Origin of the sequence: Massilia aquatica (assembly GCF_011682045.1) — a bacterium.
Classification (GTDB): domain Bacteria; phylum Pseudomonadota; class Gammaproteobacteria; order Burkholderiales; family Burkholderiaceae_D; genus Telluria_A; species Telluria_A aquatica.
Genome location: NZ_VVIW01000002.1, coordinates 24,032 through 50,121 on the forward strand (window position 1 = coordinate 24,032; position 26,090 = coordinate 50,121).

Here is a 26,090-nt window from a genome sequence, read left to right on the forward strand (position 1 = left end):
TGGTCCGGATTACTTCAGGAATGTCGCCAGCGGCAACGTGGTGTCGCACGCCAGTTTGGCCGCCCTGGCCTTGGCCAGCCACACGGCCGATTCGTCGGCATTGGCGGCCACGCCTTCGCCGTGGCGCAGCGCCCGTGCGTAGCGGCACTGGCCGGCGGCGTGCGCCGCCTCGGCCGCCTGTTTGTAGAGCGCGACCGCCTTCTCGCGCTCGGCCGGGGCGCCGCGGTTCATGAACAGCATGTCGCCCAGGTTCACGCTGGCGTCGACGTTGCCGGCTTCATGGGCGCGTTCAAGATACTCGCGCGCCTTCTTCGTGTCTTTCGGCAGGTTCTTGCCGGTCTTGTAGAAGGTGGCCAGGTTGTTGAGCGAGGCCGGATTGCCCTGGCGCGCGGCGCGTTCGTACCAGCCGATGGCGCGGCGCATGTCGGCCGGGCCGCCGCGCCCGAACTGGTGCATCACCCCCAGGTGATGCTGGGCCTGGCTGTCTTCGCCGGCCGCGGCCAGCGTCAGCCACTGGCGCGCCTTGGCGTAGTCGCGCGCCACGCCATCTTCGCCGTTCAGGTAAATCATGCCGAGGATCGACTGGGCGCGCACGCTCGGGGTATCGGCCTGGGCCGCCTGGAGCAGCAGTTTCAGGCCGCCGGGACCGTCGCGCGGCACGTCCAGCCCGAAGAACAGGGCCTGGCCGACATAAAACGCGCTGTTGGCGTCGCCCAGGGCGGCGCCCAGGCGCCACAGGCGCAGGGCCTCGACCGGGTCTTTGGCCACGCCGCTGCCGTTGGCGTAGCGCACGCCCAGCGCCAGGTAGGCCTCGGGATAATTGGCGGCGGCCGCCTTGCGCGTCCAGTCGAGCGACCTGGCGGCGTCGGCCGGCACGCCGAGGCCGTCGCGCAGCATCAGGCCGATGTTAAATTGCGATTCGGCGTGGCCTTGTTCGGCCAGCGGCAGCCACTGGGCGTAGGCGGCCGGGTAGCGCTTGGCGGTCGAATGCTCGAGCCCGAGGTCGCGCCGCAATTCGCCTTCTTCGGTCAGCTTGCCGTTCGATACCAGGATGCCGTGCTGGGCCGACGCCTTGGCGGCGGGATCCGTGACCGGCAGGGCGCCGCAGCCGGACAGGATGAGGGCGGCAGCCACGCTGGCGAATAGAGGGCGGAGGGCGATGGTCATGGGATGGATGCTTGGCTGTAAGGGTAAAGGAGTTATTTGCCGAGGCTATCGGCGGCGGCGCGGTCGAGCTTGCGCAGGCGGGCGAGGGCGGTGCGTCGCGCCGGCTGGTCTTGGCGCAGGCTGTGTAGGACGACCAGGCTGGTCCAGGCATTGGCCGACTTGGGATCGAGCGCGACCGCCTTGTTCAGGGCGATCAGGGCCTTGGCGAAATTGCGCTTTTGCAGGTAGCGCACGCCCAGCCCGTGCCAGGCGGCGGCATAGGCCGGGTCGAGCCGGATCGCGCGCCGGCTGGCGTTGACGGCGTCGTCGATGCGCCCGATCGAGGCCATCGAATTGCTCATGCCGTGCCACACCGCCGGATCGTCGGCGCGCTGCCGCACGGCGTTGCGGTAGACCTGCAGCGCGTAGGCGAACTTGCCTTGCGCGTGGAGCAGGGTGGCCAGCGCGACGGCGGTGTTTTCGCGCGCCGGTGCCAGTTCCAGCGCCTTGCGGTAATCTTGCTCCGCTTCGCTCATCTGGCCCAGTCTTTCGTGCACCGTGCCCAGGGTGTGCCAGGCGAAGCTGCTCGATGGATCGAGTTCGATCGCGTTCAGCAGGGCGCTGCGGGCCGGCTGGTACTTGCCGGCTGCGGCCAGCACCGCGCCGAGGTTTTCCGACACCGCCGGCAGGGTCGGATCGGCCTTGTGGGCGCGCTCATAGTAGCCGATGGCGGCCTCGCGCTTGTCGCGGCTGCTGGCGATGTTACCCAGTTCGTTCAAGGTCTGGGCATCGTCCGGCGCCAGGCCCAGCGAACGCTTGAGCGAGACTTCGGCCTCGGCCGTTTTGTCGAGGTGGTGCTGGGCCTTGCCCAGGTAGTACCAGGCGCGTGCCGAGCCGGGATTGCTGCGCGTCCAGGCGCGCGCCAGCGGCAGCACGTCGGTCCAGCGCTGCTCGACCACCAGGGCGGCGATGGTGCTGTCGCCCAGGCTGTCGATCTGGGCGCGGACGGTCGCGTCGGCGGGCGGCTTGGGTTCTGCGCCGTGGGCGCCGAGCGACAAGGCCAGGCAGGCGGCGGCGATCGAGGTTTTCAACAGGGCGGTGCGGGCGGAAAGCAGCATGGTGTCAGCGGGCGTCGGAGGAATGGAAAGACAGGTTGATGCCTGGCCTGGTGTTTTTCTTGGGAAGCTTGAAGTCTTTCCTGAAACTCAGGTAAGCCGGCGTTTTCATGATCCTGGCAAATTCGGGATCCTCGTCCAGCGCCAGCTGGCGCAGGTCGGCGCGGGCCAGGGTGTCGAACAATTGCAGCTGGTATTTGTTTTTGGTGGCGGCGTTGGCCTTGAGGTAGACCGTGGCGCGCGTTTCATAGAAATTGTCGAGCACCGAGTCGTCTTCGATCGGCGAGACGGTTTCGAAACACTGCTCGATCTGGGCAATGGCTTGTTCGTGCTGGGCCACCGTGGTGGCGACCGCGCTCTGTTCGTAGGCCAGCATGTTGTGGCAGGCGCGGCGCGCGGCGCGCACCACGTTGAACTCGGCCAGGTAAGGCCAGTCGTTGTCGGCGAGCACCTTGACGGTGCGGCGGCAGCTCTCGACGGCCGCTTCCTGCTCGCCCATTTCGTACAGGGAGAAGCGCTTGAAGTCGAGCACGTAGGCCCATTGCGATTTTTCGCCGTAGCCGGGGTCGGCTTTGGCCAGGGCCTTTTCCAGCTCCAGCACCTTTTCCTTGACGCTGGCGTAGCGCTTCTCGCTCATGGCCTTCTGGGCCGCTTTCATCTGGGTGTCGAAATAGTCGTCGAATTTGTCGTCGCCGGCGGCCAGCGCGGGGCCGGTCAGGGTGGCGGTCAGGATCAGGCTCAAGAGTCGGTTAAGGTTCATTCGGGCGCGGAAGTGATCCAATCCGGCAGCGGTCGTGCGCACCGGCAGGCTGTTGCCGGGGTCGCTTCCGATGTCGTTTTAGAAGAGTTTCAATAATTACACGGAGGGTCGACAGAATACCAGTAAATGGTGCTCTAAGGACAATCTTCGTTCAAGTGCAAGGTTGCGGCGGGCGCTGGAAGGGTCTGGATGGGGGCTTGGGGCGTAAAAAATCCCCGCATGGTGGGGAGCGCTCAGGCTGGTGGCAGCGGCAGCTGCTCAGGCGATCAGTTTGGCGGCGGCGAAGGAGAGTCCGGTGAGCGTGACGGCAGTGCCGATAAACCATTTGATGATGGTTGTCTCGAAGGCCGCCAGCCTCGCTTCCAGCGCCAGCAGGTCCGCTTTGGTGGCGTAGTTGGAACGGATGACGGCAACATCGCGCTCCACTGTCGCGAGGTCGTCCTTGGTGGCATAATTAGAGCGGATGACGGCAACATCGCGCTCCACCGCCGCGAGGTCGTCTTTGGTAGCATAATTAGAGCGGATGACGGCAACGTTGCGTTCCAGCGCCGCAAGGTCGTCTTTGGTAGCGTAATTGGAGCCGATGACGCCGACATTGCGCTCCAGCCCGGAAAGACGCTCGAGGATCTTTTCCAAGGCCAACTCAAGTTTGACAATACGGGCTTCCATGATGTCCATTATCTGCGCATCCCAAAAAACGTTCAACCACGATCTCCCATCGTCGGTGATCCCTCTCCTGGCACGTTTGACCGGACTCAAACGAACACATTGTTGAACAGGTTCAGGCGCGCCGCAGCAGCGCGCGCAGGTTGCATTGCTGCTGCCACAGGCGCCGCTCCTCGCTGCTGCGCGCCTGGATCGCCAGTTCCTCGTCCGACTGCGCAACCTGGGCCTGGATCAGCCGCTCGGCCAGCGCCGGGTCGGGCAGCATGGTGCCGAAGAAGGTCACCATGTCATGGCGCTGGATCAGCAGGGTGGGGAAGTTGTCGACATCGAGGTCGCCCACCACCTCGGCCTGGTCTTCGATATCGATCCAGATGAAGTGCTTGTCGGGGTGGCGCGCGGCCAGGCCGTCGAAGGCGGCGCGGTAGGAGGCGCAGGTGCCGCACCAGGCTGCGCACAGGCAGGCGACGATCCAGCGCTCGCCCTCCAGCGCTTGCGCAATGCTGTCGCGGTTGTCGGAGTCGAGTGTGTGGCTGTGCATGAGCGGCATTCTACATCGGGCGACGAAGCCCTGCTTGGTAAAGCGCGGCCGGGTTAAAATACGGGATGTCTATTATTCTCGCTATTGAAACCTCGTCCGAGATGGCGTCCTGCGCCTTGCTGCGCGGCGACACCGTCATCGCCCGTGAATCGTCCGGGGTCCGCACCCACTCGCAATCGATCCTGCCGATGGTCCAGCAACTGCTGGCCGAGGCCGGCATCGCCCTGAAAGACTGCGGCGCCATCGCCTTCGGCGCCGGTCCCGGGTCGTTTACCGGCGTGCGCACCGCCTGCGGCATCGCCCAGGGCCTGGCCTACGGCGCCGGCTTGCCGGTGCTGCCCCTGAGCACGCTCGAAGCGATGGCCGTGGCCTGCCGCCAGCAGCACGGCGCCACCGATGTGGTGGCCGTACTCGACGCGCGCATGGGCGAAGTCTACTGGGCCCAGTACCGCTACGACAGCGCCGCCGCCCTGTGGCGCGAACTGGTCGCGCCGGTGTTGTGCGCCCCCGGCGCCGTGGCGCCGCTGGCGGTCGATGGCCCGCTGGCCGCCTGCGGCAACGGCCTGGCGGCCTATCCCGACGCCTTTATTGCGCAGGCATTCGGCGCCATGTACCCGGAGATCATGCCGCACGCGGCCCAGCTGGCGCCGCTCGGGCGCGCCGCGCTGGCGGCGGGCAAGGCGGTCGGCGCGGCCGACGCCCAGCCGCTCTACCTGCGTAACAAGATCGCCTACACCAGCGCGGAACGCAGCGTGATCAACGCCGCCAAGGCTGCCGCATGAGCGCGCTGCGCGACGATGACCATCTGGTGTACGCACCGATGGTGGCGGCCGATGTCGACGACGTGTTCGCGCTGGAACAGCAGGTCTATCCGCATCCCTGGACGCGCGGCAATTTCACCGATTCGCTCGGCAGCGGTTACAACGCCTGGGTGCTGCGCGAGCGCGGCGGGGCGCTGCTCGGCTATTTTTTGCTGATGCCGATCGTCGACGAAGCGCACCTGCTCAACGTGGCCGTGGCCGCCGAACGCCAGGGGGAGGGCCTGGGCCGCTACCTGCTCGACAAGGTCGCCGCCTGCGCGCGCGGGCTGTCGATGGACTCGATCCTGCTCGAAGTGCGCCCGTCCAACGTGCGCGCCCTGGCTGTCTACCAGCAGTATGGCTACGCCGAAATCGGGCGCCGCCGCGGCTACTATCCCGCCCATGACGGCAAGCGCGAGGATGCCATCGTGATGAGGTTCGTCTTATGAGTACCAGCGCGCGCGACAGCGCCTTTTTGCAGGAAATGGGCATCGGCCCGCTGTGGACCTTGCGCAATGCCGCCGGCGTGGGCGAGCAGGCGCATTCCGATGACCTTGCGCAGGGCGCGCCGGAGCCTGCCGCCATGGCGGTGCCGCCGCCGGCCGCCGTGCCTACCCCCGCCCCGGTTGTCATGACGGCGCCGCCTGCTGTCGTGGCCAAAGCCGCGCCGCCGGTTGTCAGTCCCGGTCCCGTCCCCGCCACCGATTCGGCCTGGGGCGAGGAGCCGCCCGCGCCGCCGCCCACCGAGGACGAGATCGCGGCCATGGACTGGGTCCAGCTCAAGAACGCCATCGCCAATTGCACCCGCTGCGGCCTGTGCAAGGGCGGACGCAAGCCGGTCTATGGCAACGGCGCGCAGCAGGCAACTTGGCTGGTGGCCGCCGGCGCCTCCACCGCATCCGATGAAAAGGAGCGCCAGCCGGTCTCGGGCGAACCGGGCAAGCTGCTGGTCAACATGCTGGCCGCGGTCGATCTGGCGCGCGAGAGCAATGTCTACGTGACCAACCTGATCAAATGCCGCCCGACCAGCGCCAACGGCGGCGACCGTGCCCCGAGCGCCGGGGAAGCGCTGGCCTGCCGTCCCTACCTGGACCGCGAACTGGCCCTTTCCGGCGCCTCGATGGTGCTCACGCTCGGCCAGATCGCCGCCAACGCCCTGCAGGGCAAGCCCTTGCAGGAAGCGCTGGCCGGTTCGCGCGGCCAGGTGCACGAGATCGCCGGCGTCAGGCTGGTGGCCACCCTGCATCCGGGCGAACTGCTGCGGCGCGGGGCCGACAAGGCGCTGGCCTGGGCCGATCTGTGTCTTGCGCGCGAGCACGATGACCGGCGCGCCTGACAATTACCAGGCCGGCTTTGCGCGCCGCTGGGGACAGCTGGCGCAGCCGCACGTGCGCGCGCTGGCCTGGCTGCTGCACGCGCCCGACCTGCTCGATCCGGCCGACCCGCACTGGGAAGGCCGCATCGCCAGCCTGGGCGTGCTGCCGGCGGCGGTGGACGAGTGGCTGATGCGTCTCGATGCCGATCCTTCGCGCCTGCTCGAGGCACTCGGCACGCGCAACTACACGCGCCTGGGCCTGTACGCCGAAAAGCTGATGGCCTTCTATTTCCAGGAACATGGCCAGCTGGTCGCGCACGGCTTGCAGGTGCGCGCCAGCCGCAACGATACGGTCGGCGAGTTCGATTTCCTGCTCGACCATGGCGATGGCGGCCTGGAACACATCGAGTTCGCCACCAAGTTCTATCTGCTGGAAGGGGCGGCGGCATTACGCTTCGACACCTTTGTCGGCCCCAACCTGGCCGACAGCCTGGGCGCCAAGATGCGCAAGATCTTCGAGCGGCAGCTGGCGCTGGGCGCACATCCGGCGGCCCAGGCCGTGCTGCCGCGTCCGGTCACGCGGGCGCGCGCGCTGGTCAAGGGATGGCTGTTCTATCCGGGTGGGGCAGGGCAAGGGCAGGCGATGGACGGCATCTCCGGCCAGCACTGCCGCGGCTTCTGGTGCGCGCTCGAGGAAGTGGCGGCGCTGGCGCCGGACGCCTGGGTGATCTTGCCGCGCCTGCAATGGCTGGCGCCGTTCAGCGCGCCGGACCAGGCCGGATTGCTCACCCGCGAACAGTTGCAAGCCACCTTGGAAGAGAAATTCGGCACGGTGCCGATGCCGGTGCTGGTGGCCGGCGTGCGCGTGGAGCAAGGCTGCCTGCTTGAAACCCAGCGCGGTTTCATCGTGCCCAACGACTGGCGCGTGCGCGCCGCCTTCCGCCAGAAAATGATCGGCGCGCAAGCGAGCGGCCAACCAGCCTGATCAGTGTTTGTGCTCGCCGATCAGGGCGAGCGAATCGTGCTCGGCCTGGTTCATCTTGTGCTTGCGCATGATCAGGAACATGACGCCGGCCACCGACAGACCGAAGCCGACGATCACGATATTCAAGTCCACTTTCAAGGTGATCAGGATGGCGTAAATGGCCAGCATGGTCAGGATCGACAGGTTCTCATTGAAATTCTGCACGGCGATCGAGTGGCCGGCACTCATCAGCACGTGGCCGCGGTGCTGCAGCAGCGCATTCATCGGCACCACGAAGAAGCCCGACAGCACGCCGATCAGCAGCAGCAGCGGATAGGCGAGGTAGACCGAATGCACCAGCGGCATGCCCATGACGACGACGCCCATGGCAATGCCGAGTGGAATGACGGTGAGCGACTTCTTGAGAGGGATCATCTTGGCCGAGGTGGCGGCGCCCACGGCCACGCCGAGCGCGACGATGCCGATCAGGGTGGTGGCTTTGTCGAGCGGCATGTGCAGCGATTTTTCGGCCCACTTGAGCACGATGAACTGCAAGGTCGCGCCGGCGCCCCAGAACAGGGTGGTCACGGCCAGCGAAATCTGGCCCAGTTTATCTTTCCACAGCAGCGAGGAGCAATTGGCGAAGTCGGCGATCAGCTTGGCCGGATTGCGTTCCTGGTGGGCATATTTGGCCAGGGTATCGGGAATGCGCAGGTTGAACAGGGTGGCCAGGATATACACCGCCGCCACCACGCACAGGGCCGCTTCGGTGGTGGTGTTGATGCCGGTCTCGATGAACGGCACGTCCAGGCCGAGCATGAAGGCCGACGCCTTGGCGCTGACCAGCGCCCCGCCCATGACGGTGCCGAGAATGATCGACATGACCGTCAGGCCCTCGATCCAGCCGTTGGCGGCGACCAGTTTCTCTGGTGGCAATAATTCAGTGAGGATGCCGTACTTGGCCGGCGAATACACCGCCGCGCCGAAGCCGACCACCGCGTACGCGAGCAGCGGGTGCACGTGGAAGAAGATGAGCGCGCAACCGAAGACCTTGACCAGGTTGGCGATGAACATCACTTTGCCCTTGGGCATGGAATCGGCGAACGCGCCGACAAACGGCGCAAGGAGCACGTAGAAGAGGACGAAGGAAAGCTTCAGCAAAGGCGTCAGCGACGCCGGCGCGTGCATGGAGATCAGCAGGTCGATCGCCACGAACAGCAAGGCGTTGTCTGCCAGCGACGAAAAAAACTGCGCCGCCATGATGGTGTAAAAACCACGATTCATTCGAGAAGTCTAAAAGCTAGTGTGGGTTGCTTTATACCATGAATGGCTGGGAAGCCAAAGAAATCGGCACGTCGGAACGGGCTGCGTCCGGTAAAATACAGGCTTGCCAATTTCCTCATTTCGCACTATGCCGCGTCCGCTAATCGCCACAATTCATCTTGATTCCATGAAGCATAACCTGATGCGGGTGCGCGACTGCGCACCGCACGCCAAGGTGTGGGGGGTGGTCAAGGCCAACGCCTACGGCCATGGCCTGGAACGCGGCATGCGCGGCTTTGCCGACGCCGATGGCCTGGCCCTGATCGAAACCGAGAACGCGCTGCGCCTGCGCGAGCTGGGCTGGACGCGCCCGATCCTGCTGCTGGAAGGCATTTTCGACGCCACCGATGTCGATTTGCTGGTGCGCCACGAGCTCAACAGCACTGTGCATACGGTCGAACAGATCGAGCTGCTCGAGCAGGCCAGCCTGGCCGGCCCGATCGATGTGCACCTGAAGATGAATACCGGCATGAACCGGCTCGGCTTCCGGCCGGAAGCGTTCGCGGCCGCGCATGCGCGCCTGCGCGCCATTCCCGCCGTGCGCGAGATCACCCTGATGACCCACTTCGCCAACGCCGACGAACTCGAACACCCGCGTCTGACCGTGCTCGAGCAGGTGCGCCGCTTCTGCCTGGGGGCGGACGGCTTGCCCGGCCAGCGCAGCCTGTCCAATTCGGGCGGCGTGCTGCACCAGGCGGCGCTGGCGGACGAATTGTCGAACGACTGGGTGCGCACGGGCATCATGTTGTATGGCGGCACCCCGGGCGGACGCAGCGCGGCCGCCTTCGACCTGCGCCCGACCATGACCCTGGCCAGCGAAATCATCGGCGTGCAAGACCTGGTGGCCGGCGACTCGGTCGGTTACGGCAGCGGCTTCCAGGCCGAGTGGCCAATGACGGTCGGCGTGGTGGCCTGCGGCTACGCCGACGGCTATCCGCGCCATGCCCCGCACGGCACGCCGGTCATGGTCGACGGCATCCTGACCAAGCTGGTGGGCCGGGTCTCGATGGACATGATGGCGGTCGACCTGACCCATGTGCCGCGCGCCGGGGTCGGCAGCAAGGTGATCCTGTGGGGCGCGGGTTTGCCGATCGACACCGTGGCGAACGCCGCCGGCACCATCGGTTATGAATTAATGTGCGCGCTGGCTCCCCGCGTGCGCGTCGTGGAAGGCAATCTGGATCTCAATGGCTAAAGCTAAAACGCAATACACCTGCAGCGACTGCGGCGGGATCAGCAACAAATGGACCGGGCAGTGCGCCGCCTGCCATCAGTGGAACACCATGGTCGAGACGGTGCTCGACACGCCCGGCGTGAACCGCCTGTCGCAGACCCAGCACAGGAGCCTGGCGCAGACCGCGCCGGTGCTGTCGCTGGCCGACATCGAGGCGGTCGACGTGCCGCGCTTCGGCACCGGCATCGAAGAATTCGACCGCGTGCTGGGCGGCGGGCTGGTCTCGGGCGGGGTGGTGCTGATCGGCGGCGACCCCGGGATCGGCAAATCGACCCTGCTGCTGCAGGCGCTGGCCAATATTTCGCACATCAAGAGTACTTTATATGTGAGCGGCGAGGAATCGGGCGCCCAGATCGCCCTGCGCGCGCGCCGCCTGGGCGTCGATGGCAAGGAACTTAAATTGCAGGCCGAGATCCAACTTGAGAAGATCCTCGGCACCCTGGCCGACCTCAAGCCCGAAGTGGCGGTGATCGACTCGATCCAGACCGTGTATTCCGACGCGCTGACCTCGGCGCCCGGTTCGGTGGCGCAGGTGCGCGAGTGCGCCGCGCAACTGACCCGGGTGGCCAAGCAGACCGGCGTGACCATCATCCTGGTCGGCCACGTGACCAAAGAAGGCGCGCTGGCCGGGCCGCGCGTACTCGAACACATCGTCGACACGGTACTGTATTTCGAGGGCGACACCCAGTCGAGTTTCCGGCTGGTGCGGGCGATCAAGAACCGTTTCGGTGCGGTCAACGAACTGGGCGTGTTCGCAATGACCGAAAAAGGGCTGAAAGGGGTGTCCAACCCCTCGGCGCTGTTTCTGTCGCAACACGACAACCAGGTGCCGGGCTCGTGCGTGATGGTAACGCAGGAGGGCACGCGCCCCTTGCTGGTCGAAATCCAGGCGCTGGTCGATACCAGCCACCTGCCCAACGCGCGCCGCCTGTCGGTGGGGCTGGAGCAAAACCGGCTGGCGATGCTGCTGGCGGTGCTGCACCGGCACGCCGGCATCGCCGCCTTCGACCAGGATGTGTTCATCAATGCGGTCGGCGGGGTCAAGATCACCGAACCGGCGGCCGATCTGGCGGTGCTGCTGGCGATTAACTCCTCGATGCGCAGCAAACCGCTGCCGCGCGGACTGGTGGTGTTCGGCGAAGTGGGGCTGGCGGGCGAAATCCGGCCGGCGCCGCGCGGACAGGAACGCCTGCGCGAAGCGGCCAAGCTGGGTTTCTCGATTGCGATGATTCCCAAGGCCAACGTGCCGAAGCAGAAAATCGAGGGCATGACCATCGTGGCGGTCGAACGGATCGACGAAGCATTTAACAAACTGCGCGAACTCGATTAACCAACGCATGTTGCAAATTGGAATTATAATGTGTGACTCTGGCATGCCAATGGGCTCAACGTGTTTAACGACCAAAGATTAACGCAGCGAAAATTGTTAAAAGTAAAAGCGGTCGTGGTGGTGGACGGTTTCGCGCCGGCCATGGTCAAGACCGTGGATGTGAGTTCGAGCGGCATCTGCATCATGTCGGCCGACCCGATCCAGGTGGGGGCCAACGCGCAGCTGCGCTTCGACCTGTTTGTGGACGGCGGCATGACCACGATCGACGTGCGTTGCCGCGCTACGTATTGTATTTTGAGCCATGGCGACTTCAAGGTCGGCTTTAACTTCCTCAACCTCAACTTGTCGGGGATGACGCAGTTGGCCAAGTTCATGAAGTAAGACTGAACGGCCAGACTTGAGCGATGCAGCCACCCGCCTGCGAGCCGCGCAAGCCGGGTTCACGAAGCCGTTGATCTGGATCAGGTTTTGCCCGGTAATCTGAGCATGGCCCGGTGAACGAATGTGTTACCTTTACGTCAAACGTGAATCAAAGGTAAAACATCATGGCCGTGCCGATCAATTCCAACAGTGTCCTGGGTGGCCTCAAGTCGGGCAACGCCGCCTCCGCCGAGATGTACGGCCGGGTCAACAAGAGCCTGTTTGCGCAAAACGCCGGCGTCCAGAAACTCAGCGCCCAGCTGACGCGCGACCAGACCCGCCTGTCCGGCCTCGGTCAATTGCAGAGCGCGCTGGCCAATTTCCAGTCGCTGACCCAGTCGCTGTCCGGCGCCGGCCTGCAAACCGGCGCCACCTCGTCCAGCCCCACGGTGCTGACCGCCGTGACCATGAGCGGTGCCAAGTCCGGCACCTACGCCATCGATGTGCAGCAACTGGCGCAGTCGCAAACCCTGCTGGCGCGCCCGCAAAAAGACCAGGACACGCCGATCGGCAACGGTCTGCCCAGCGCCATCAAGGTGGAATTCGGCACCGAGTCGGGCAGCGGCTTCACGCCAAACGGCAGCGTGCGTTCAATCAGCATCGACAGCGGCAACAATACCCTGCAGGGCATGGCGGATGCCTTCAAGGCCGCCGGGATCGATGCCACCATCGTCAAGAGCAGCGCCGGCTTTGCGCTGCAAATCAAGGGGCCGGAAGGCGCGGCCGGCAGCATGCGCATCAGCGCCGGCGGCGATGCGGCGGTCGAAAAACTGCTGGCCTACAATCCGGCCGGCCTCAAGAACCTGACTGCCGGCAGCGCCGCCCAGGACGCCATCCTCAACATCGACGGCAAGCGCGTCACCAGTTCCAGCAACGTGATCACCGGCCAGATCGGCGGCACCGCGCTGGCGCTGACGGGCAAGGGCGCCACCAAAGTGGTCGTCGCGCAGGAAACGGGCGCCATCGCCAGGAATATCGGCAATTTTGTCGATGGCTTCAACAAGCTGTCGTCGACCTTGCAAGGTTTGCAGCAGGGCGGGCTGCAATCCGATCCGGCCCTGCGCCAGGCGCAGGACCAGCTGACGAATATGGTCCGCAGCAACAGCGAAGCGCTGGAAAAAGCTGGCGTCACGTTTGAGAAGAACGGCACGCTCAAGATCGACGCGAAAGCGCTTGAAGCGGCAGTACAGGCCGATCCAAACGCCCTCAGCAAATTGTTTACCGACGGCGGCAAAGGCATTGCCGACAAACTGGACGCGCAGCTGGGCCAGCTGCTCGGTGCCGGCAGCGGCATCGGCAAGGAGAAACTGACAGCCGAGCGCAGCGTAAGCACCCTGACCGGCCAGAAGACCGCACTCACCAATGCGCTCAACGCCCAGGCGAGCAACCTGGTTGCGCGCTACACCGAGATCAGCCAAGGTGGCGGCGCCAACAGTGCCTTGCCCGGCCTGCCCGGAGGAGGGGCCCGCTCGCTGTTCGATTTCATGGCTTGAGGAGATGTGGAATGGCGGTTCGCAAGAACTTTACTTTCAGCGACATGGACCTGTGGCTCAACCAGCGCCAGGTCACCGAAATTGAGTGCCTGGTACCGGACCTGACCGGCGTCGCGCGCGGCAAAATCCTGCCGCGCACCAAGTTCACCAACGAACGCGGCATGCGCATGCCGGAAGCCGTGCTCGGCATGACCGTCACCGGCAATTATCCGGCCAACGACGTCGCTTACTTCCGCGCCATTTCCCAGACCGACCGCGACATGGTGCTGCGGCCCGATCCGTCCACCATCACCGTGGTGCCGTGGGCGCTCGATCCGACCGCCCAGGTCATCCACGATTGTTATTTTCCCGACGGCAGCCTGGTCGATTTTGCCCCGCGCAGCGTGTTGCGGCGCGTGCTCAAGCTGTATGCGGACAAGGGCTGGGCGCCGAGCGTGGGCCCGGAACTGGAGTTTTACCTTACCGCGCGCAACAACGATCCCGACCTGCCGTTGCGCTCGCCCATCGGCCGCAGCGGACGCGCTGAAACCAGCCGCCAGATCTACAGCATCGACGCCGTCAACGAATTCGACCCCCTGTTCGAGGATATCTACGACTTTTGCGAGCTCATGCAGCTCGACGTCGACACCCTGATCCACGAGATCGGCGCCGGCCAGTTCGGCATCGACCTGCTCTCGTGCGAGCCCCTGGCCATGGCCGACAATGTGTTCTTCTTCAAGCGCACCCTGCGCGAAGCGGCGCTCAAGCACAATATGTACGCCACCTTCATGGCCAAGCCGCTCGCCAACGAGCCGGGCTCGGCGATGCATGTACACCAGGGCGTGAACGACAGCGGCACCGGCCTGAACCTGTTCAGTACGCCCGAAGGGGCGCCGTCGCCCGCGTTTTACCACTACATCGGCGGCTTGCAGCGCTACATGCCGGCCGCGATGGCGCTGGCCGCGCCGTATGTCAATTCGTACCGGCGCATCGTGCGCCACACCACCGCGCCCATCAATGTGCAGTGGGGGCTGGATAACCGCACGGTCGGCTTCCGGGTGGCGGAGTCGACAGCGCAGGAGCGCAAGGTGGAAAACCGCGTCATCGGCGCCGATGCCAATCCCTACCTGGCATTTGCCGTCACGCTGGCATGTGGCTATCTGGGCATGACGGAAGAGATCGAGCCGAGCGCGATGACCGTTGGCAGCGCGCATGCGCTCGACTTTGAGCTGCCGCGGGGCTTGCCACAGGCGCTGAACCTGCTGCGCGCCGAGGACAAGCTGCGCGACGTGCTCGGCGAGCGCTTCGTCGATGTGTACGCCGCCATCAAGGACCAGGAGCATCTGGAATTCATGACCGTCATCAGCCCGTGGGAACGCGAGCATTTGTTATTGCACGTGTAAGACAGTGCAGGTCCGTTCGACTCCTCGCTGCCCTGATCGCCGCAAGGGGCATGGCAGATTGAGCAGTCTTCAGTCAGGCAGGTCCCCCTACGGGTATGTTTCGCACAGCCATGTCCAGCACGGGCATGTCAATCATCGCCCATCACCGCGTCCAGGCTCGACGCGGCGAGGCTGCGCTCGAACCATTTTTCCAGCTCAGGCTGCACCGCCTTTTGGATGCGCTGGACAGCCGGCGCCGGCAGGTCGCCGAAGCGGCGGCGCAACAGGCTTTGCAGCATTGCGCGCAGAGCGATAAGTTTGCCTTCGGCCTTGCCTTCAGCTTTACCTTCGGCACGTCCCTTTTTGAAACCGATATATTCGAATTCTTCGGCCCAGGTTGCAAATTTGCGTCCCATGTCATCAAACTCCTCCATATTTTCCAATGAAAACGGCCCCGGTCGTCCGGACCGGCGCTCCGCCACGCGGTTCGCCCATGCTGCGACCGATCGGCGCAGGGCGAGTTGCGGCGTTGCGCGTAGCCAGGTGATCAGCGCTGGCGCTACCTCCTTTAAGACATCGGGAGCCGATGAAAGTTCGAACAGGAACAGCAGTGACAACACATTCTTATTTGCTTTGAGCGCTGCCTGGTCCAGGCGCTTCTGGTCGATCAGCACGTAGCGCTGCGATGGCTGGAACGGCACCAGCTCGGCGGGCACTTCCATCAGCAGCTCAGCCAACTCCTTGCTGGCGCTCCAGCGCCGCGTGCCGTTGTAAAAGACCAGCGGCAACACCGGGGGCAGGAGCGAGCCACGCGGCAATTCGTGGCGCTTGATCAAGTCCTGGTGCAGCAAGCCGATGTAGGTCTGCATGCGCAGGGCCATCCAGCGGTCCACGCTGGACTGGAATTCGAGTAGCAGGTAAATATACAGGCAACGTTCGCCGACCTGTACGCGCCACACCATGTCGGCCTCGCGCGCCGATGCGCGTTCGCTCACATACGTCGCATTGACCCGTCTGAAGGATGACAGCGCGATGCTGTCGAACAGCTTGAATGGCGTAAAGCCGGCGATCAGATCGCGCACCAGTTCCGGGTGGGCGAACAGCGCACGGTAGCCGAGGTCGTGGTGGGCGGTCATGGCGCATTGTAGCGAGCGGTAGTGCTCGTCCGTTGCGCTGCCTCAGGCGTGCGCAGGGCACGAAACCGGCTGTTCACGGTCGCATCCGCGTGCGGACATCGCCGCAGGATTTGCACGGCAGGCGAGCGCGACCCTGCCGAGGTCTCCCTGCCGGGCGCCGTGGCCCGGTTAAGGGATCATCAATGCATATCGGTTTTTACCGTCGGCAAGAACGTATTGCCGGCTCGCCTCGGTAACGGCGCCGAGGTGCCGGAAATTGCGTTGCGCATCGCTCAGCGTCTGGTGATTCGGCCCGCTATGGCGATGTAACTCCGTCGTACCGTCATCTTCCCAGAAGCACACGCCGCAAATGTCGTATGACGCGCCCGTTTCCAAACTGCGGTAACGGCAACACGGACAAACTTCCATGTCGCCGACATCGCCCTCGACCGTCACTTCCTTGCCAGGAAGTGCGAGCTGCGTCGACAGATAGTTGTTGACGACACCGATGTAGGAGTATTCCAGCGCAAGTTGCAAAAGAGGGTTGTAGAGCGCGCTGGTGGGATCGTCTGGCTGATCGGAATGAGCAAGCATCCGCCGCAAGGGATCGGGCAGGCTGGCGTATTGAGGATCATCGGGATCGATAGACCACCAATCGAGCAACAGGCTCTCGCGCTTCTCCAAAGAAAGTGTCCCAAGGTCGCGCCGGGCCAGCAGGCTGATTGCTTCTTTTCTGTTCATGAAGCATCTTAACCCAGCCAGAGCCAGGCTACCGGCCATGGCTGACACAAAAATGGACGTCTTTGCAATGAATAATTGCGAAACTCGTGTCTTTAAAGTCACATATCCAAATGACATCAACAGTAGTAGAATGCGAATTGGTCAGGCCGATGTTTAAGTGGCCGGACCGATGATATGCAAGTGGGCGTGCACATTTCTACAGTGGCAAACCACAATGCGTTCGACCAGATGTTTTTGAAAGCAGGGGCAGTATGAATCCATTTCCACGCCGGCAGTTGCGCGGCCTCGTCGCCAGCGGCGCGCGCTGATCCGCCCGTGCGCTTCGCGATTCGTGCCGTGGGACCCGACAACCGGGTCCAGATGCTGGAACTGGACGCCAACGATGCCGTCGCCGCATCGCGCGCCGCCGTCGAACGCCGCCTGACCGTGCTGGAAGTGCGGCCGGTCGCAGTGAGCGCCCAGCGCCGCGGCAAGACCTTTTCTCTCGTGCTGTTCACCCAGGAGCTGCTGGCCCTGCTCGAAGCGGGCCTCGGCCTGGTCGAAAGCCTGGAAGCGCTCAGCGAAAAAGAATCCCACACCGACACCGGGGCGCTGCTGGCCCGCCTGCTGGCGCGCATGCGCGACGGACTGCGCTTTTCGGTGGCGATTGCGGCCGAACCGGCATCGTTTCCGCCCCTGTTCGGCGGCATCGTCAAGGCGGCCGAGCGCACCAGCGACCTGCCGCAGGCGCTCACGCGCTACATCGAATACCAAGTGCGTGTCGATGGCGTGCGCAATCGCCTGGTCAGCGCCTCGATCTACCCGGTGATCCTGCTCACGGTCGGCAGCGCGGTCAGCATGTTCCTGCTCGGGTACGTGGTGCCCAAGTTCTCCGCCGTCTACCAGGGCAGTGGGCGCGAACTGCCGATGCTGTCGCAATGGCTGATCAAATGGGGCGGCGCCGTCGCCGATCATGGCACGGCGATCATGCTGGCGATGGCCGGCATCGGCGCGGCGCTGTTCTTCTGGCTGCGCCGCATGCACCGCTCCGGCCAGCTGATGCAGCTGTTTACGCGCCTGCCGGGCGTGCGCGAACGCATGCATATCCTGGAGCTGGCGCGCCTGTACCTCACCCTCGGCATGCTGCTCGAAGGCGGTATCGCCGTGGTCTCCGCGCTCGACATGGTCAGCGGCGCCATTTCGCCGGCACGCCGTGGCGCACTGGCGGCGGCGCGCCACGCCATCGCGCAGGGCGGCAGCTTTTCCGGGTCGCTCGAACAGAATGGATTGACCACGCCGATCGCGCTGCGCATGCTGCGCGTGGGCGAGCGCTCCGGCTAACTGGGGCTGATGCTCACCCGCGCCGCGCTGTTCTACGACGCCGAAACCACGCTCTGGATTGAAAAATTCAGCAAGACCTTCGAGCCGGTGCTGATGGCGGCCATCGGCGTCGTCATCGGCGCCATCGTGGTGCTGCTGTACATGCCGATCTTCGACCTCGCCGGGACCTTGCAATGAACCCGCTGGAGATGGCGCCCATGATGGAATCCCTGCGCGCGGCGCAGCGCAACGCGCGCCAGTCGGGACGCGCCTTTTTTACCGAACTCGAAGCGCTGACCGGGTCCGAGCCGCGCCTGCTGCTGGCGCAGGCAGCCGACGTATTCCGCCTGCCCGCGATCGACATGGCGGCCATGCTGGCCTGCACCCCGGCCTTTGAGCGCTTGCCGCTGGCGCGCGCGCAGCAGCGCCAGTGCGTGCTGCTGCGCGCCCCCGACGGCTTGTGGGCGGTGCTGTGCGATCCCTATGCGCAAGACCTGCAGGTGTGGGTCGAAACCCTGGCCGCCGCCCCGGTGCGCTGGCGCCTGGCGCTGCCGGCCGACCTGCAGGCCTACCTGTCCAAGCAGGAGGAGTCGGTGCGCTCGGTCGACGCGCTCGTTACCGGCGAAGCGGGCGAGGGCGACTCCGCCCGCCTGATGGAAAGCCTTTCCTACGCTTCGCTGGGCGACGCCGGCAGTCCGGCCGTCAAGCTGGTCAACGCCACCTTGTACGATGCGCTCAAATCGGGAGTATCGGACATCCACTTCGAAAGCACGCCCGGCGGCATGCTCACCAAATACCGCATCGACGGCGTGCTTGACCAGGCCGCGCAGGTGGCCGGCGGCGCGCTGGCGGAGCAGGCCATTTCGCGCATCAAGGTGCTGGCCGAACTCGATATCGCCGAGCGCCGCGTGCCGCAGGACGGCAGCTTCCGGGTCGAGATGCAGGGGCGCGAAATCGACCTGCGCGTGTCGATCATGCCGAGCGTGCATGGCGAAGACGCCGTCATCCGCATTCTCGACAAGCAGTCGATGATCAGCGCCCACGGCACGCTCACGCTCGATTCGTCCGGCTTCGCGTCCGATCATCTGGCTACCATGCGGCGCCTGGTGTCGGAACCGTACGGCATGGTGTTGGTGACCGGGCCGACCGGTTCGGGCAAGACCACCACCCTGTATGGCGCCATCACCGAAATCAACAGCGGCCACGAAAAAATCATCACCATCGAAGACCCGGTCGAGTACCAGCTGCCCGGCATCCTGCAAATTCCAGTCAACGACAAGAAAGGCCTGTCGTTCGCGCGCGGCCTGCGCTCGATCCTGCGGCACGACCCGGACATCATCATGGTCGGCGAAATCCGCGACAAGGAAACCGGCGAAATCGCGGTACAGTCGGCGCTGACCGGTCACCTGGTGCTCTCGACCGTCCACGCCAACAATGTGTTCGACGTGTTCGGCCGCTTTGCCCATATGGGCATCGACCCGTATTCGTTCGTCTCGGCCCTGAACGGCGTGATCGCGCAGCGCCTGGTGCGCCTGTCGTGCCGCCAGTGCAGCGCCCCCTACACACCGGACGACGAGGAACTGGTGCGCAGCAGCCTGGCGCGCGCCGCCGTTTCGCACTACAACTTCCGGCGCGGCGTAGGCTGCGGCGAGTGCCGTGGCACCGGCTACAAGGGCCGGCGCGCCGTGGCCGAAATCCTGATTCTCGACGACGCGCTGGCCGAACTGGTGATCGAACGCCGCCCGCTGCGCCAGATCAAGGAGCTGGCCCGCGCCGCCGGCATGCGCAGCCTGTTCGACGACGCGCTGGCGCTGGTGGCCACCGGAGAAACCACGCTGGAGGAGGTCAGACGTGTCACGCTGGCAGGCTGAAAACATCGGCGTCGATATCGGCGCCCACAGCATCGTGCTGCGGCGCGGCGCGCAGCGCACCACGCTCAAGGCGGCGGGCGGCGACTGGGCCGCGCTGGGCAGCGAACTGGCGCAGGCCGTGCCGGCGCGTGCGCGCCTGTCGGTGCGCGTGGCCGATTGCTGGAGCCGCATCTTCTTGCTCGAAGCGCCGTCCGGGATTGCCGGCCTGCGCGACTGCCGCCTGCTGCTCGACGCCCGCTTCGAGACCCTGTACGGCCAGCCACCGGCCGACTGGCTGGTGCAAGCCGACTGGCAGGCCGGCGCGCCAATGCTGGCATGCGCGATTCCGCGCAGCCTGCGCCAGGCCCTGGCCGGCTTGTCGCTGGCGCGCCTGCTGCCGGCGCTGCTGGACGACTGGAACCGCCACTGCGCCGCGCTGCCGCTTGACGGCGTGTGGTGCGCGGCGGCCGACGGCGTGGTCAACCTGCTGCTCTGGCACAAGGCGCGCCTGCAACTGGTACGCCAGCAGCCCGGCAGCGATGTCGACGGTTTGCTGGCGCTCGAACTGGCGCGTCTCGGCGTGGGCTTGCCGGCTGCGCGCTTCTGGTCCGGCCCCGCCGCGCCGGCTGGCTGGACCCATCTGGAGGCGGCCGCATGAAGCCGGTGATGATCGATTTTGCCAACCGGCGCAGCGTATGGCGCTGGGACTGGCGCATGCGCGGCACCCAATTGGCGGTGGCATTCGCCTTGCTCGCCATACTGCTGGGCGGCCTGGCCTCCGGGCGCGGCGTACGCGTGCAGCACGAGCTGCAAGAGGCGAGGGCGGCGCAGGCCGCGCGCCTGGCCGCGAGCGAGCAGCGGGAGCGCGCCGAACGTAGCCGCGCGCAACCGCTGGCCGAAGAGGCGCAACTGCTGCGCCAAGCCATGCTGCAGCGCGCGCAGCCCTGGGAAGAGATCTTTGGCGCTTTCGAGCGCGTACCGCAGGCGCGCCTGCAATCGTTCGAGCCCGATCTGGCGCGCGGCGTGGTCAAGGTCCAGGCCAACATGGATGATGTGGCAGGACTGCAGGAGTACCTGCGGTCCCTGAAAGGCAGCCCGGTGTTTGCGCGTCTGAGCCTGATGCGCCACGAAGCGGCGGCCGAAGGCGGCATCAACTTCCATTACGAAGCGCAGCTCGCTGCCCCGTACCGGCTGCCCGATAGCGATACCCGGAGCGCCCCATGATGCAATGGAACGCGCTGCGCTGGCGCCTCGACGTGCTGGCCGTGCGCCACGGTTTGTGGATACTGCCCGGCGCGGCCTTGCTGCTGTGCGCACTGCTGGCATGGGGCTGGTGGCTGCCATCGCAGGAAGCCGCCTTGCGCGACTCCCTGGCTGTACAGGCCAGTGCGCGCGCGCCGGCGAGCGTGCAAACGCGTGTGCCGCACAGCGCTCTCCCGCCGGCGGCGCGCGCCGATGCGGCGGTGCAGCGCCTGTTCGCGCTGGCGGCGGAGCACGGGCTGACCATCGCGCAGGCCGACTACCGGCGCCAGGAAGCGGGGCGCGTCGGCCGCTGGCAAGTGCAGATGCCCGCCACCGGCACCTATCCGCAGGTGCGCCGCTTCCTGCGCGCGGCGCAGGCCATTCCCGGCCTGTCGCTCGACGACGTCGGCATTCACCGCGCCCCGGTCGGCGCCGGTGTCGAAGCGCGGCTGCTGTTTTCGGTCTGGTTTACGCCGGAAGCGCCCTGATGCCGGCCCGTCTGAAAATCATGCTGGCGGTGCTGCTGGGCGTCGGCCTGCTCATGCTGTTCGACAGTGCGCCGGAGCCGGAGGTGGTGGGCGTGGCCGAACGCCCACGTCGTCCACAAGCAAGGCAAACCGCAACGGCCCCTGTGCCGGTGCCGCCCCGCGCGGTCGATCCGGCCAGCCCGGTGCCCGATTTGTTCGCCGGTGGCGCGGCGCCAGCGGCGCAGCAGGAAGCCCCGGCCAGGACGGATGACCCGGACGCCAGCGACAAGCCGCAGGCGCCGTTCGTGCTGCTCGGGTTCAAGGTGGAAGACGGCGTGCGCGAAGCCTACTTGCTGCGCAACGACGCCGTGCTGCTGGCGCGCGCCGGTAGCGTGTTCGAAAAGCGCTATCGCGTGCTGGCCCTGCGCCAGGAATCGGTGCACATTCAGGATCAACAAACCGGCAAGGAACACCGGATCAGTTTCGGGACAGAAGAATGAAAAAAATAGCAGGCAACCTGGCGCTGGCATGCAGCCTGGCGGTGCTGGCCGCATGCGCGGCCGGTCCGCAGCCCACCCCGCCCGACATCCGCGTCCTGCTCGACGCCGGCAAGCTGGAAGAGGGCATGGCGCGCCTGGAGCAAATGCTGGCAGCCACGCCAGGCCACATCGAAGCGCGCGTCCTGCTGGCCAACACGCGCATCGCGCTGACCAACCAGGTGCTGGCCCAGGCCGCGCAGGATGTGGCGCGCGGCGCCTGGGATGTGGCGCAGGAGGGGTATCGCCGCGCCGCCGCACTCGGCGCCGTCGACCAGGCCATGATCGGCATGCGCAACCTGGCTGCGGCGCAGTCGCAGGCGCAGGCGCTGGCCGGCGTCGAGCAGTTGCTTGCTGCCGGCAAGCGCGATGAAGCCCGCGAAGCGGTGCGCGCCCTGCTGGCCAGGTATCCGAAGAACGCGCGCGCAATGAAAATGCAGCAGGCGCTGCAAGATCAAGCCGCTGCGGCGCCCGGCGGCGCAGTGCTGGGCAGGGCATTCCAGAAGCGACTGAGCCTGCGCTTCCAGGATGCGCCGCTGCGCGCCGTGCTCGAATCGATGTCGCGTACCTCGGGCATCAGCTTCACGCTCGACAAGGACGTGCCGGCCGACCTGCGCGTCACCCTCAACCTGCAGGACACGACCATCGAGCAGGCGCTGCGCAATCTGCTCATGAGCGTGCAGATGGAACAGCGCATCGTCGACGAGCGCACCGTGCTGCTGTATCCGAACGACGCCGCCAAGCAGCGCGACTACCAGAAGCTGACGATCCGCAGCTTCCGCATCGCTAACGCCGAAGCGAAAACCGTGGCCAACAGCCTGCGCACCCTGCTCAAGACGCGCGACCTGGTGGTCGACGAAAAGCTCAACATGCTGGTGCTGCGCGATACGCCCGAAACCATCCTCATGGCGGCCAAGCTGGTGGCGCTGCACGACGTGGCCGAACCGGAAGTCATGCTGGAAGTGGAGATCCTGGAAGTGCAGCGCAGCGACCTCGAATCGCTGGGTGTGAAGTGGCCGGGCAACGTGAGCCTGACGCCGCTCGGCGCATCCACCGTGCTGTATGACGGCACCCTGGCCACCAGCCCGTTTACCCTGGGCGACCTGAAGAACCTCCATTCCAAGGGCCTGCTGGCCAGCGTCGACCCGATGCGCCTGTCTGCGTCGGTCAACCACGATAACGTCAGCGTGCTGGCCAATCCGCGCATCCGCATCAAGAGTCGCGAAAAGGCGCTGATCCGGGTGGGCGAGCGGGTGCCGAGCGTGTCGGCCAATGTCACTTCGACCGGCGTGACCTCGCAATCGGTCAATTACCTCGACGTGGGCCTCAAACTCGAAGCCGAGCCTGTGGTGTACATGGACGATGAAGTGTCGATCAAACTCAGCCTGGAAGTGAGCAGCATCCTCGGCACGATCTTCGACAGTAACGACCAGCCCTACGGCTACCGGATCGGCACGCGCAACGCCAGTACCGTGCTGCGCCTGCGCGACGGCGAAAACCAGGTGCTGGCGGGGCTGATCAGCGAGAACGACAAGCGTTCATCGAACGCCATTCCCGGCCTGGGCGAGCTGCCGATGCTCGACCGCCTGTTCGGCAGCAAGGGCAGCGAGCGCACCAAGACCGAGATCGTCCTGTCGATCACGCCGCGCGTGCTGCGCAACCAGGCGCGCGGCGCCGGCGGCGAGGTGGAGTTCGATGCGGGGACCGATTCCAGCTTGCGTGGGCAGGCGGGCCAGCCCGGCCAGCCGCAGCATACCGCGCCACAGGAGTCGGCGCCACCGCTGCCAGCCCCGCAGCCGGCCAGCGCGCCACTGTCCGAGCGGAGCGGCGGCTGACATGCGGCGCTTGCGCGGATTCACGCTCATCGAGCTGATGGTGACACTGGCCATCGTGGCGCTGCTGTCGACCATCGCCTTGCCGCTGGCGCAGGTAGCGGTGCAGCGCCAGAAGGAGCAGGAGCTGCGCATGGCCCTGCGCGACATCCGCACCGCGCTCGACGAATACAAGCGTGCGGCGGGTGAGGGCCGCATCGCCAGCGTGCTCGATGGCAGTGGCTATCCGACCAACCTGCTGGCGCTGGTGAACGGCGTGCCGGACCAGCGCAGCGCCAGGGCGCGCAAGGTGTTCTTCCTGCGCGCATTGCCACGCGATCCGTTCAACACCGATCCGGCCCTGCCGGCGGAGCAGACCTGGAACCTGCGCTCCTACCAGAGCGACCCGGCCGATCCAGCGCCGGGCGAGGATGTCTACGACGTGCACTCCAATTCTGAACAGGTAGGCCTCAATGGCATTGCATACCGGCGCTGGTAAGCGCGGTTTCACGCTGATCGAACTGCTGGTGGTGCTGGCGATCCTGGCGCTGCTGCTGACGATCGCCGCGCCGCGTTTCTTCGGCAGTATCGACCAGTCGAAGGAGACGGTCCTCAAGGAGAACCTGCACATCACCCGCGACGTGATCGACAAATTCTATGGCGACAATGGGCGCTATCCACAGTCGCTCGGCGAGCTGGTCGAACGCAAATACCTGCGCTCCCTGCCGCTCGATCCGATGACCGAAAGTACGTCGACCTGGATTCTCGTCGCACCGGACAACGGTGCCGGGGTCTACAACCTCTACAGCGGCGCCAGCGGCACCGCGCGCGACGGCATGCCCTTCAGCCGGCTCTGATGCACAGCGGCGATAGTACTGATTTGGTCAGGCCGAATTAGCGATTTGCTCATATAAAATCCCCAATTCTCAATTTTTGGACTGACCAAATTTGCTAATTTGCCGATCAATATGTGATTTTGGTCAGGCCAAACGTTGTTTTTTGAGCTTGTATTTTACATTTTTAATTAGCATGAGGTCTTAACGGTCTTGAAATTTTCCCGGTAATGCCCGGATTGCGTTGAAAACGGTGTCATGGCGACGTTGACATGAATTGAATGCATATAAAAAGACGTTGAATGAGAAATAATGATGTTGGTTGTGACAATCGCACATTCAAACCGACTGGCGGCCAGATCGATTGGCGACAATTGGTATCTTAATAATGCGTTTGATCATTTAACATGATATTTACAAGACAACACGAGACCGTGCATTCTCGCAGCAGACCTGGCGAACGTTGATTTATTTGCATGATGGCCGACCCGCAGAGCGCACAGATGCATGAATTCTGCGTTTGTAACACGGCAACAAAGCGGCGCTCCGTTTGGTCCACATCGCTGGCAAGGGATTTTCCCGGGTAACGCTGGCGGCTCGAAAACTACCAATATTTACGGAGTAACCCGCATGAAAGCATCGACTTTGAAACTGACACTGGCTGCCGCAGCCATTCTGGCAAGCACCCAGGCCATGGCCGGGCCGATCGGCTATGGCGCCGCCACCACCGGCGGCGGCAGCAAGGCCGCAGTCAATGTAGCTACGCTGGCCGACATGGCGGCGAGGATCAAGGCGTATTCGGGCAGTGGCGGCCTGGTGCTGAACTACACCGGCAAGTTCGACTTCGCCAGCGTCAAGGATGTCTGCGCGCAGTGGAAAAAACCGGCGCAAACGCTGGAAATCAAGAACAAGAGCGACATCACGATTCGCGGCTCGGCCGATTCGTCGGCCAACTTCGGCATCCGTATCGTCGGCGATTCGAGCAATGTGATCGTGCAGAACATGACCATCGGCCTGCTGCAGGGCGGGGAAGACGCCGATTCGATCTCGATCGAAGGCACTTCGAGCGGCAAGCCAAGCAAGATCTGGGTCGACCACAACACCATCTTCGCCTCGATCAAATCGTGCCCTGGCGCGGGCGATGCCTCGTTTGACGGCGGCATCGACATGAAGAAGGGCGCCAACCACATCACGGTGTCGTACAACTACGTGTACAACTACCAGAAAGTGGCATTGAATGGATTCAGTGACAAAGACACGCTCAATGCCGGCTCGCTGACCACCTACCACAACAACCGCTTCGAGAACGTGAAGTCGCGCCTGCCGCTGCTGCGTTACGGTAAAGCTCATCTCTTCAACAACTACTTCGGCAACGTCGATACCTCGGGCATCAACGTGCGCATGGGCGCGCTGGCCCTGGTCGAAGCGAACTACTTCGAGAACGTCAGGAACCCTGTCACCTCGCGCGACAGCACCAAGCTTGGTTACTGGGACCTGCGCGACAACTTCGTCGGCGGCGGCATCACCTGGGGCGCCCCGGACAGCGGCACCTACGCCAACGCCACCGACTGGAAGACCAGCAAAGCCTACGGCCCGACCGGCTACAACTACACCGCCGCCGCTGCGGCTGGCGTGAAAGCCAAGGCCATCGCCACGGCCGGCGCGCGCACCAGCCTGGCCCAGTAATTTCAGCGCGCATGTCGCTGTCGCTCGTGCCATCCCCGCAAGGGG

The 26,090-nt window shown here is 65.0% G+C and carries 26 protein-coding genes and 1 pseudogene; 19 read left to right on the forward strand and 8 right to left on the reverse strand.

Going from position 1 to position 26,090, the window contains the following annotated elements:
• Window positions 1-9 precede the first annotated feature (9 nt).
• From F1609_RS03125 to F1609_RS03145, 5 genes are all read right to left on the reverse strand, one after another.
• Complete coding sequence (locus tag F1609_RS03125) at window positions 10-1,167, reverse strand: SEL1-like repeat protein (protein WP_167074628.1); 1,158 nt, start codon at window positions 1,165-1,167, stop codon at window positions 10-12.
• Between the two features lie 32 nt (window positions 1,168-1,199).
• Window positions 1,200-2,264, reverse strand: coding sequence for a tetratricopeptide repeat protein (locus F1609_RS03130; RefSeq protein WP_167074630.1), 1,065 nt, complete (start codon window positions 2,262-2,264; stop codon window positions 1,200-1,202).
• A 4-nt stretch (window positions 2,265-2,268) separates the two neighbouring features.
• Window positions 2,269-3,021: a hypothetical protein gene (locus tag F1609_RS03135; RefSeq protein WP_167074632.1), complete on the reverse strand. Its 753-nt coding sequence runs from the start codon at window positions 3,019-3,021 to the stop codon at window positions 2,269-2,271.
• A 258-nt stretch (window positions 3,022-3,279) separates the two neighbouring features.
• The gene (locus F1609_RS03140) at window positions 3,280-3,699 is read right to left on the reverse strand and encodes a hypothetical protein (protein ID WP_167074634.1); all 420 of its coding nucleotides are present in this window, start codon (window positions 3,697-3,699) and stop codon (window positions 3,280-3,282) included.
• Between the two features lie 103 nt (window positions 3,700-3,802).
• The gene (locus tag F1609_RS03145; RefSeq protein WP_167074636.1) at window positions 3,803-4,225 is read right to left on the reverse strand and encodes a thioredoxin family protein; all 423 of its coding nucleotides are present in this window, start codon (window positions 4,223-4,225) and stop codon (window positions 3,803-3,805) included.
• Window positions 4,226-4,290: 65 nt separating this feature from the next.
• Here F1609_RS03145 and tsaB point away from each other — a divergent pair, with 65 nt between their 5' ends.
• Genes tsaB through F1609_RS03165 form a run of 4 tightly spaced genes read left to right on the forward strand, consistent with a single transcriptional unit; the run spans window position 4,291 to window position 7,325 of the window.
• Entirely contained in the window at window positions 4,291-5,007 is a 717-nt protein-coding gene (gene tsaB / locus F1609_RS03150; protein ID WP_167074638.1) for a tRNA (adenosine(37)-N6)-threonylcarbamoyltransferase complex dimerization subunit type 1 TsaB, read from the forward strand.
• Window positions 5,004-5,474: a ribosomal protein S18-alanine N-acetyltransferase gene (gene rimI / locus F1609_RS03155; RefSeq protein ID WP_167074640.1), complete on the forward strand. Its 471-nt coding sequence runs from the start codon at window positions 5,004-5,006 to the stop codon at window positions 5,472-5,474. Before tsaB ends, rimI begins: the two co-directional genes overlap by 4 nt.
• A complete protein-coding gene (locus F1609_RS03160; RefSeq protein WP_167074642.1) occupies window positions 5,471-6,361 on the forward strand; it encodes a uracil-DNA glycosylase in 891 nt (296 codons plus the stop codon). The genes rimI and F1609_RS03160 overlap by 4 nt, the downstream gene beginning before the upstream one ends.
• The gene (locus F1609_RS03165) at window positions 6,345-7,325 is read left to right on the forward strand and encodes a DUF1853 family protein (RefSeq protein WP_167074644.1); all 981 of its coding nucleotides are present in this window, start codon (window positions 6,345-6,347) and stop codon (window positions 7,323-7,325) included. The genes F1609_RS03160 and F1609_RS03165 overlap by 17 nt, the downstream gene beginning before the upstream one ends.
• Here F1609_RS03165 and lplT read toward each other — a convergent pair whose 3' ends face one another.
• Window positions 7,326-8,588: a lysophospholipid transporter LplT gene (gene lplT, locus F1609_RS03170; RefSeq protein ID WP_167074646.1), complete on the reverse strand. Its 1,263-nt coding sequence runs from the start codon at window positions 8,586-8,588 to the stop codon at window positions 7,326-7,328.
• A gap of 127 nt (window positions 8,589-8,715) precedes the next feature.
• Here lplT and alr point away from each other — a divergent pair, with 127 nt between their 5' ends.
• The 5 genes from alr to F1609_RS03195 all read left to right on the forward strand — a co-directional run bounded on the left by alr (window position 8,716) and on the right by F1609_RS03195 (window position 14,486).
• Window positions 8,716-9,822 (forward strand): alanine racemase, encoded by a 1,107-nt coding sequence (gene alr / locus F1609_RS03175; protein WP_167074648.1) that lies wholly within the window; start codon window positions 8,716-8,718, stop codon window positions 9,820-9,822.
• Window positions 9,815-11,191, forward strand: a complete 1,377-nt coding sequence (gene radA / locus F1609_RS03180; RefSeq protein WP_167074650.1) for a DNA repair protein RadA — start codon at window positions 9,815-9,817, stop codon at window positions 11,189-11,191. The genes alr and radA overlap by 8 nt, the downstream gene beginning before the upstream one ends.
• A gap of 60 nt (window positions 11,192-11,251) precedes the next feature.
• Window positions 11,252-11,572: a PilZ domain-containing protein gene (locus tag F1609_RS03185; protein WP_370661591.1), complete on the forward strand. Its 321-nt coding sequence runs from the start codon at window positions 11,252-11,254 to the stop codon at window positions 11,570-11,572.
• Between the two features lie 164 nt (window positions 11,573-11,736).
• The gene (fliD, locus tag F1609_RS03190; protein WP_167074654.1) at window positions 11,737-13,104 is read left to right on the forward strand and encodes a flagellar filament capping protein FliD; all 1,368 of its coding nucleotides are present in this window, start codon (window positions 11,737-11,739) and stop codon (window positions 13,102-13,104) included.
• 11 nt (window positions 13,105-13,115) lie between these two features.
• Window positions 13,116-14,486 (forward strand): glutamine synthetase family protein, encoded by a 1,371-nt coding sequence (locus F1609_RS03195; protein WP_167074656.1) that lies wholly within the window; start codon window positions 13,116-13,118, stop codon window positions 14,484-14,486.
• Between the two features lie 128 nt (window positions 14,487-14,614).
• Here the strand turns inward: F1609_RS03195 and F1609_RS03200 are convergent, their stop codons facing one another.
• Window positions 14,615-15,601, reverse strand: a complete 987-nt coding sequence (locus tag F1609_RS03200; RefSeq protein WP_167074658.1) for an Rpn family recombination-promoting nuclease/putative transposase — start codon at window positions 15,599-15,601, stop codon at window positions 14,615-14,617.
• A 168-nt stretch (window positions 15,602-15,769) separates the two neighbouring features.
• Window positions 15,770-16,321 carry a CPCC family cysteine-rich protein gene (locus F1609_RS03205; protein ID WP_167074660.1) on the reverse strand — a complete coding sequence of 184 codons (552 nt, stop codon included), beginning with the start codon at window positions 16,319-16,321 and terminating at the stop codon, window positions 15,770-15,772.
• 360 nt (window positions 16,322-16,681) lie between these two features.
• On the opposite strand from F1609_RS03205, the pseudogene F1609_RS03210 reads away from it, so the two are divergent.
• From F1609_RS03210 to F1609_RS03250, 10 genes and pseudogenes are all read left to right on the forward strand, one after another.
• A pseudogene (locus tag F1609_RS03210) lies at window positions 16,682-17,818 on the forward strand (type II secretion system F family protein).
• Window positions 17,815-19,491: a GspE/PulE family protein gene (locus tag F1609_RS03215; RefSeq protein ID WP_167074662.1), complete on the forward strand. Its 1,677-nt coding sequence runs from the start codon at window positions 17,815-17,817 to the stop codon at window positions 19,489-19,491. The pseudogene F1609_RS03210 and the gene F1609_RS03215 overlap by 4 nt, the downstream one beginning before the upstream one ends.
• Entirely contained in the window at window positions 19,472-20,128 is a 657-nt protein-coding gene (locus F1609_RS03220; RefSeq protein ID WP_167074663.1) for a hypothetical protein, read from the forward strand. Before F1609_RS03215 ends, F1609_RS03220 begins: the two co-directional genes overlap by 20 nt.
• A complete protein-coding gene (locus F1609_RS03225) occupies window positions 20,125-20,694 on the forward strand; it encodes a hypothetical protein (protein ID WP_167074665.1) in 570 nt (189 codons plus the stop codon). Before F1609_RS03220 ends, F1609_RS03225 begins: the two co-directional genes overlap by 4 nt.
• The gene (locus F1609_RS03230; RefSeq protein WP_167074667.1) at window positions 20,691-21,200 is read left to right on the forward strand and encodes a type II secretion system protein GspM; all 510 of its coding nucleotides are present in this window, start codon (window positions 20,691-20,693) and stop codon (window positions 21,198-21,200) included. Before F1609_RS03225 ends, F1609_RS03230 begins: the two co-directional genes overlap by 4 nt.
• A complete protein-coding gene (locus F1609_RS03235; RefSeq protein WP_167074669.1) occupies window positions 21,200-21,679 on the forward strand; it encodes a hypothetical protein in 480 nt (159 codons plus the stop codon). Before F1609_RS03230 ends, F1609_RS03235 begins: the two co-directional genes overlap by 1 nt.
• Window positions 21,676-23,550 carry a secretin GspD/PilQ domain-containing protein gene (locus F1609_RS34420; protein ID WP_229421619.1) on the forward strand — a complete coding sequence of 625 codons (1,875 nt, stop codon included), beginning with the start codon at window positions 21,676-21,678 and terminating at the stop codon, window positions 23,548-23,550. Before F1609_RS03235 ends, F1609_RS34420 begins: the two co-directional genes overlap by 4 nt.
• Window position 23,551: 1 nt before the next feature.
• Window positions 23,552-24,025, forward strand: a complete 474-nt coding sequence (locus F1609_RS03240) for a type II secretion system protein (RefSeq protein WP_229421621.1) — start codon at window positions 23,552-23,554, stop codon at window positions 24,023-24,025.
• A complete protein-coding gene (locus F1609_RS03245) occupies window positions 24,000-24,383 on the forward strand; it encodes a prepilin-type N-terminal cleavage/methylation domain-containing protein (RefSeq protein ID WP_167074673.1) in 384 nt (127 codons plus the stop codon). Before F1609_RS03240 ends, F1609_RS03245 begins: the two co-directional genes overlap by 26 nt.
• Window positions 24,384-24,989: 606 nt before the next feature.
• Complete coding sequence (locus F1609_RS03250; protein WP_167074675.1) at window positions 24,990-26,045, forward strand: pectate lyase family protein; 1,056 nt, start codon at window positions 24,990-24,992, stop codon at window positions 26,043-26,045.
• Window positions 26,046-26,090: the final 45 nt, after the last annotated feature.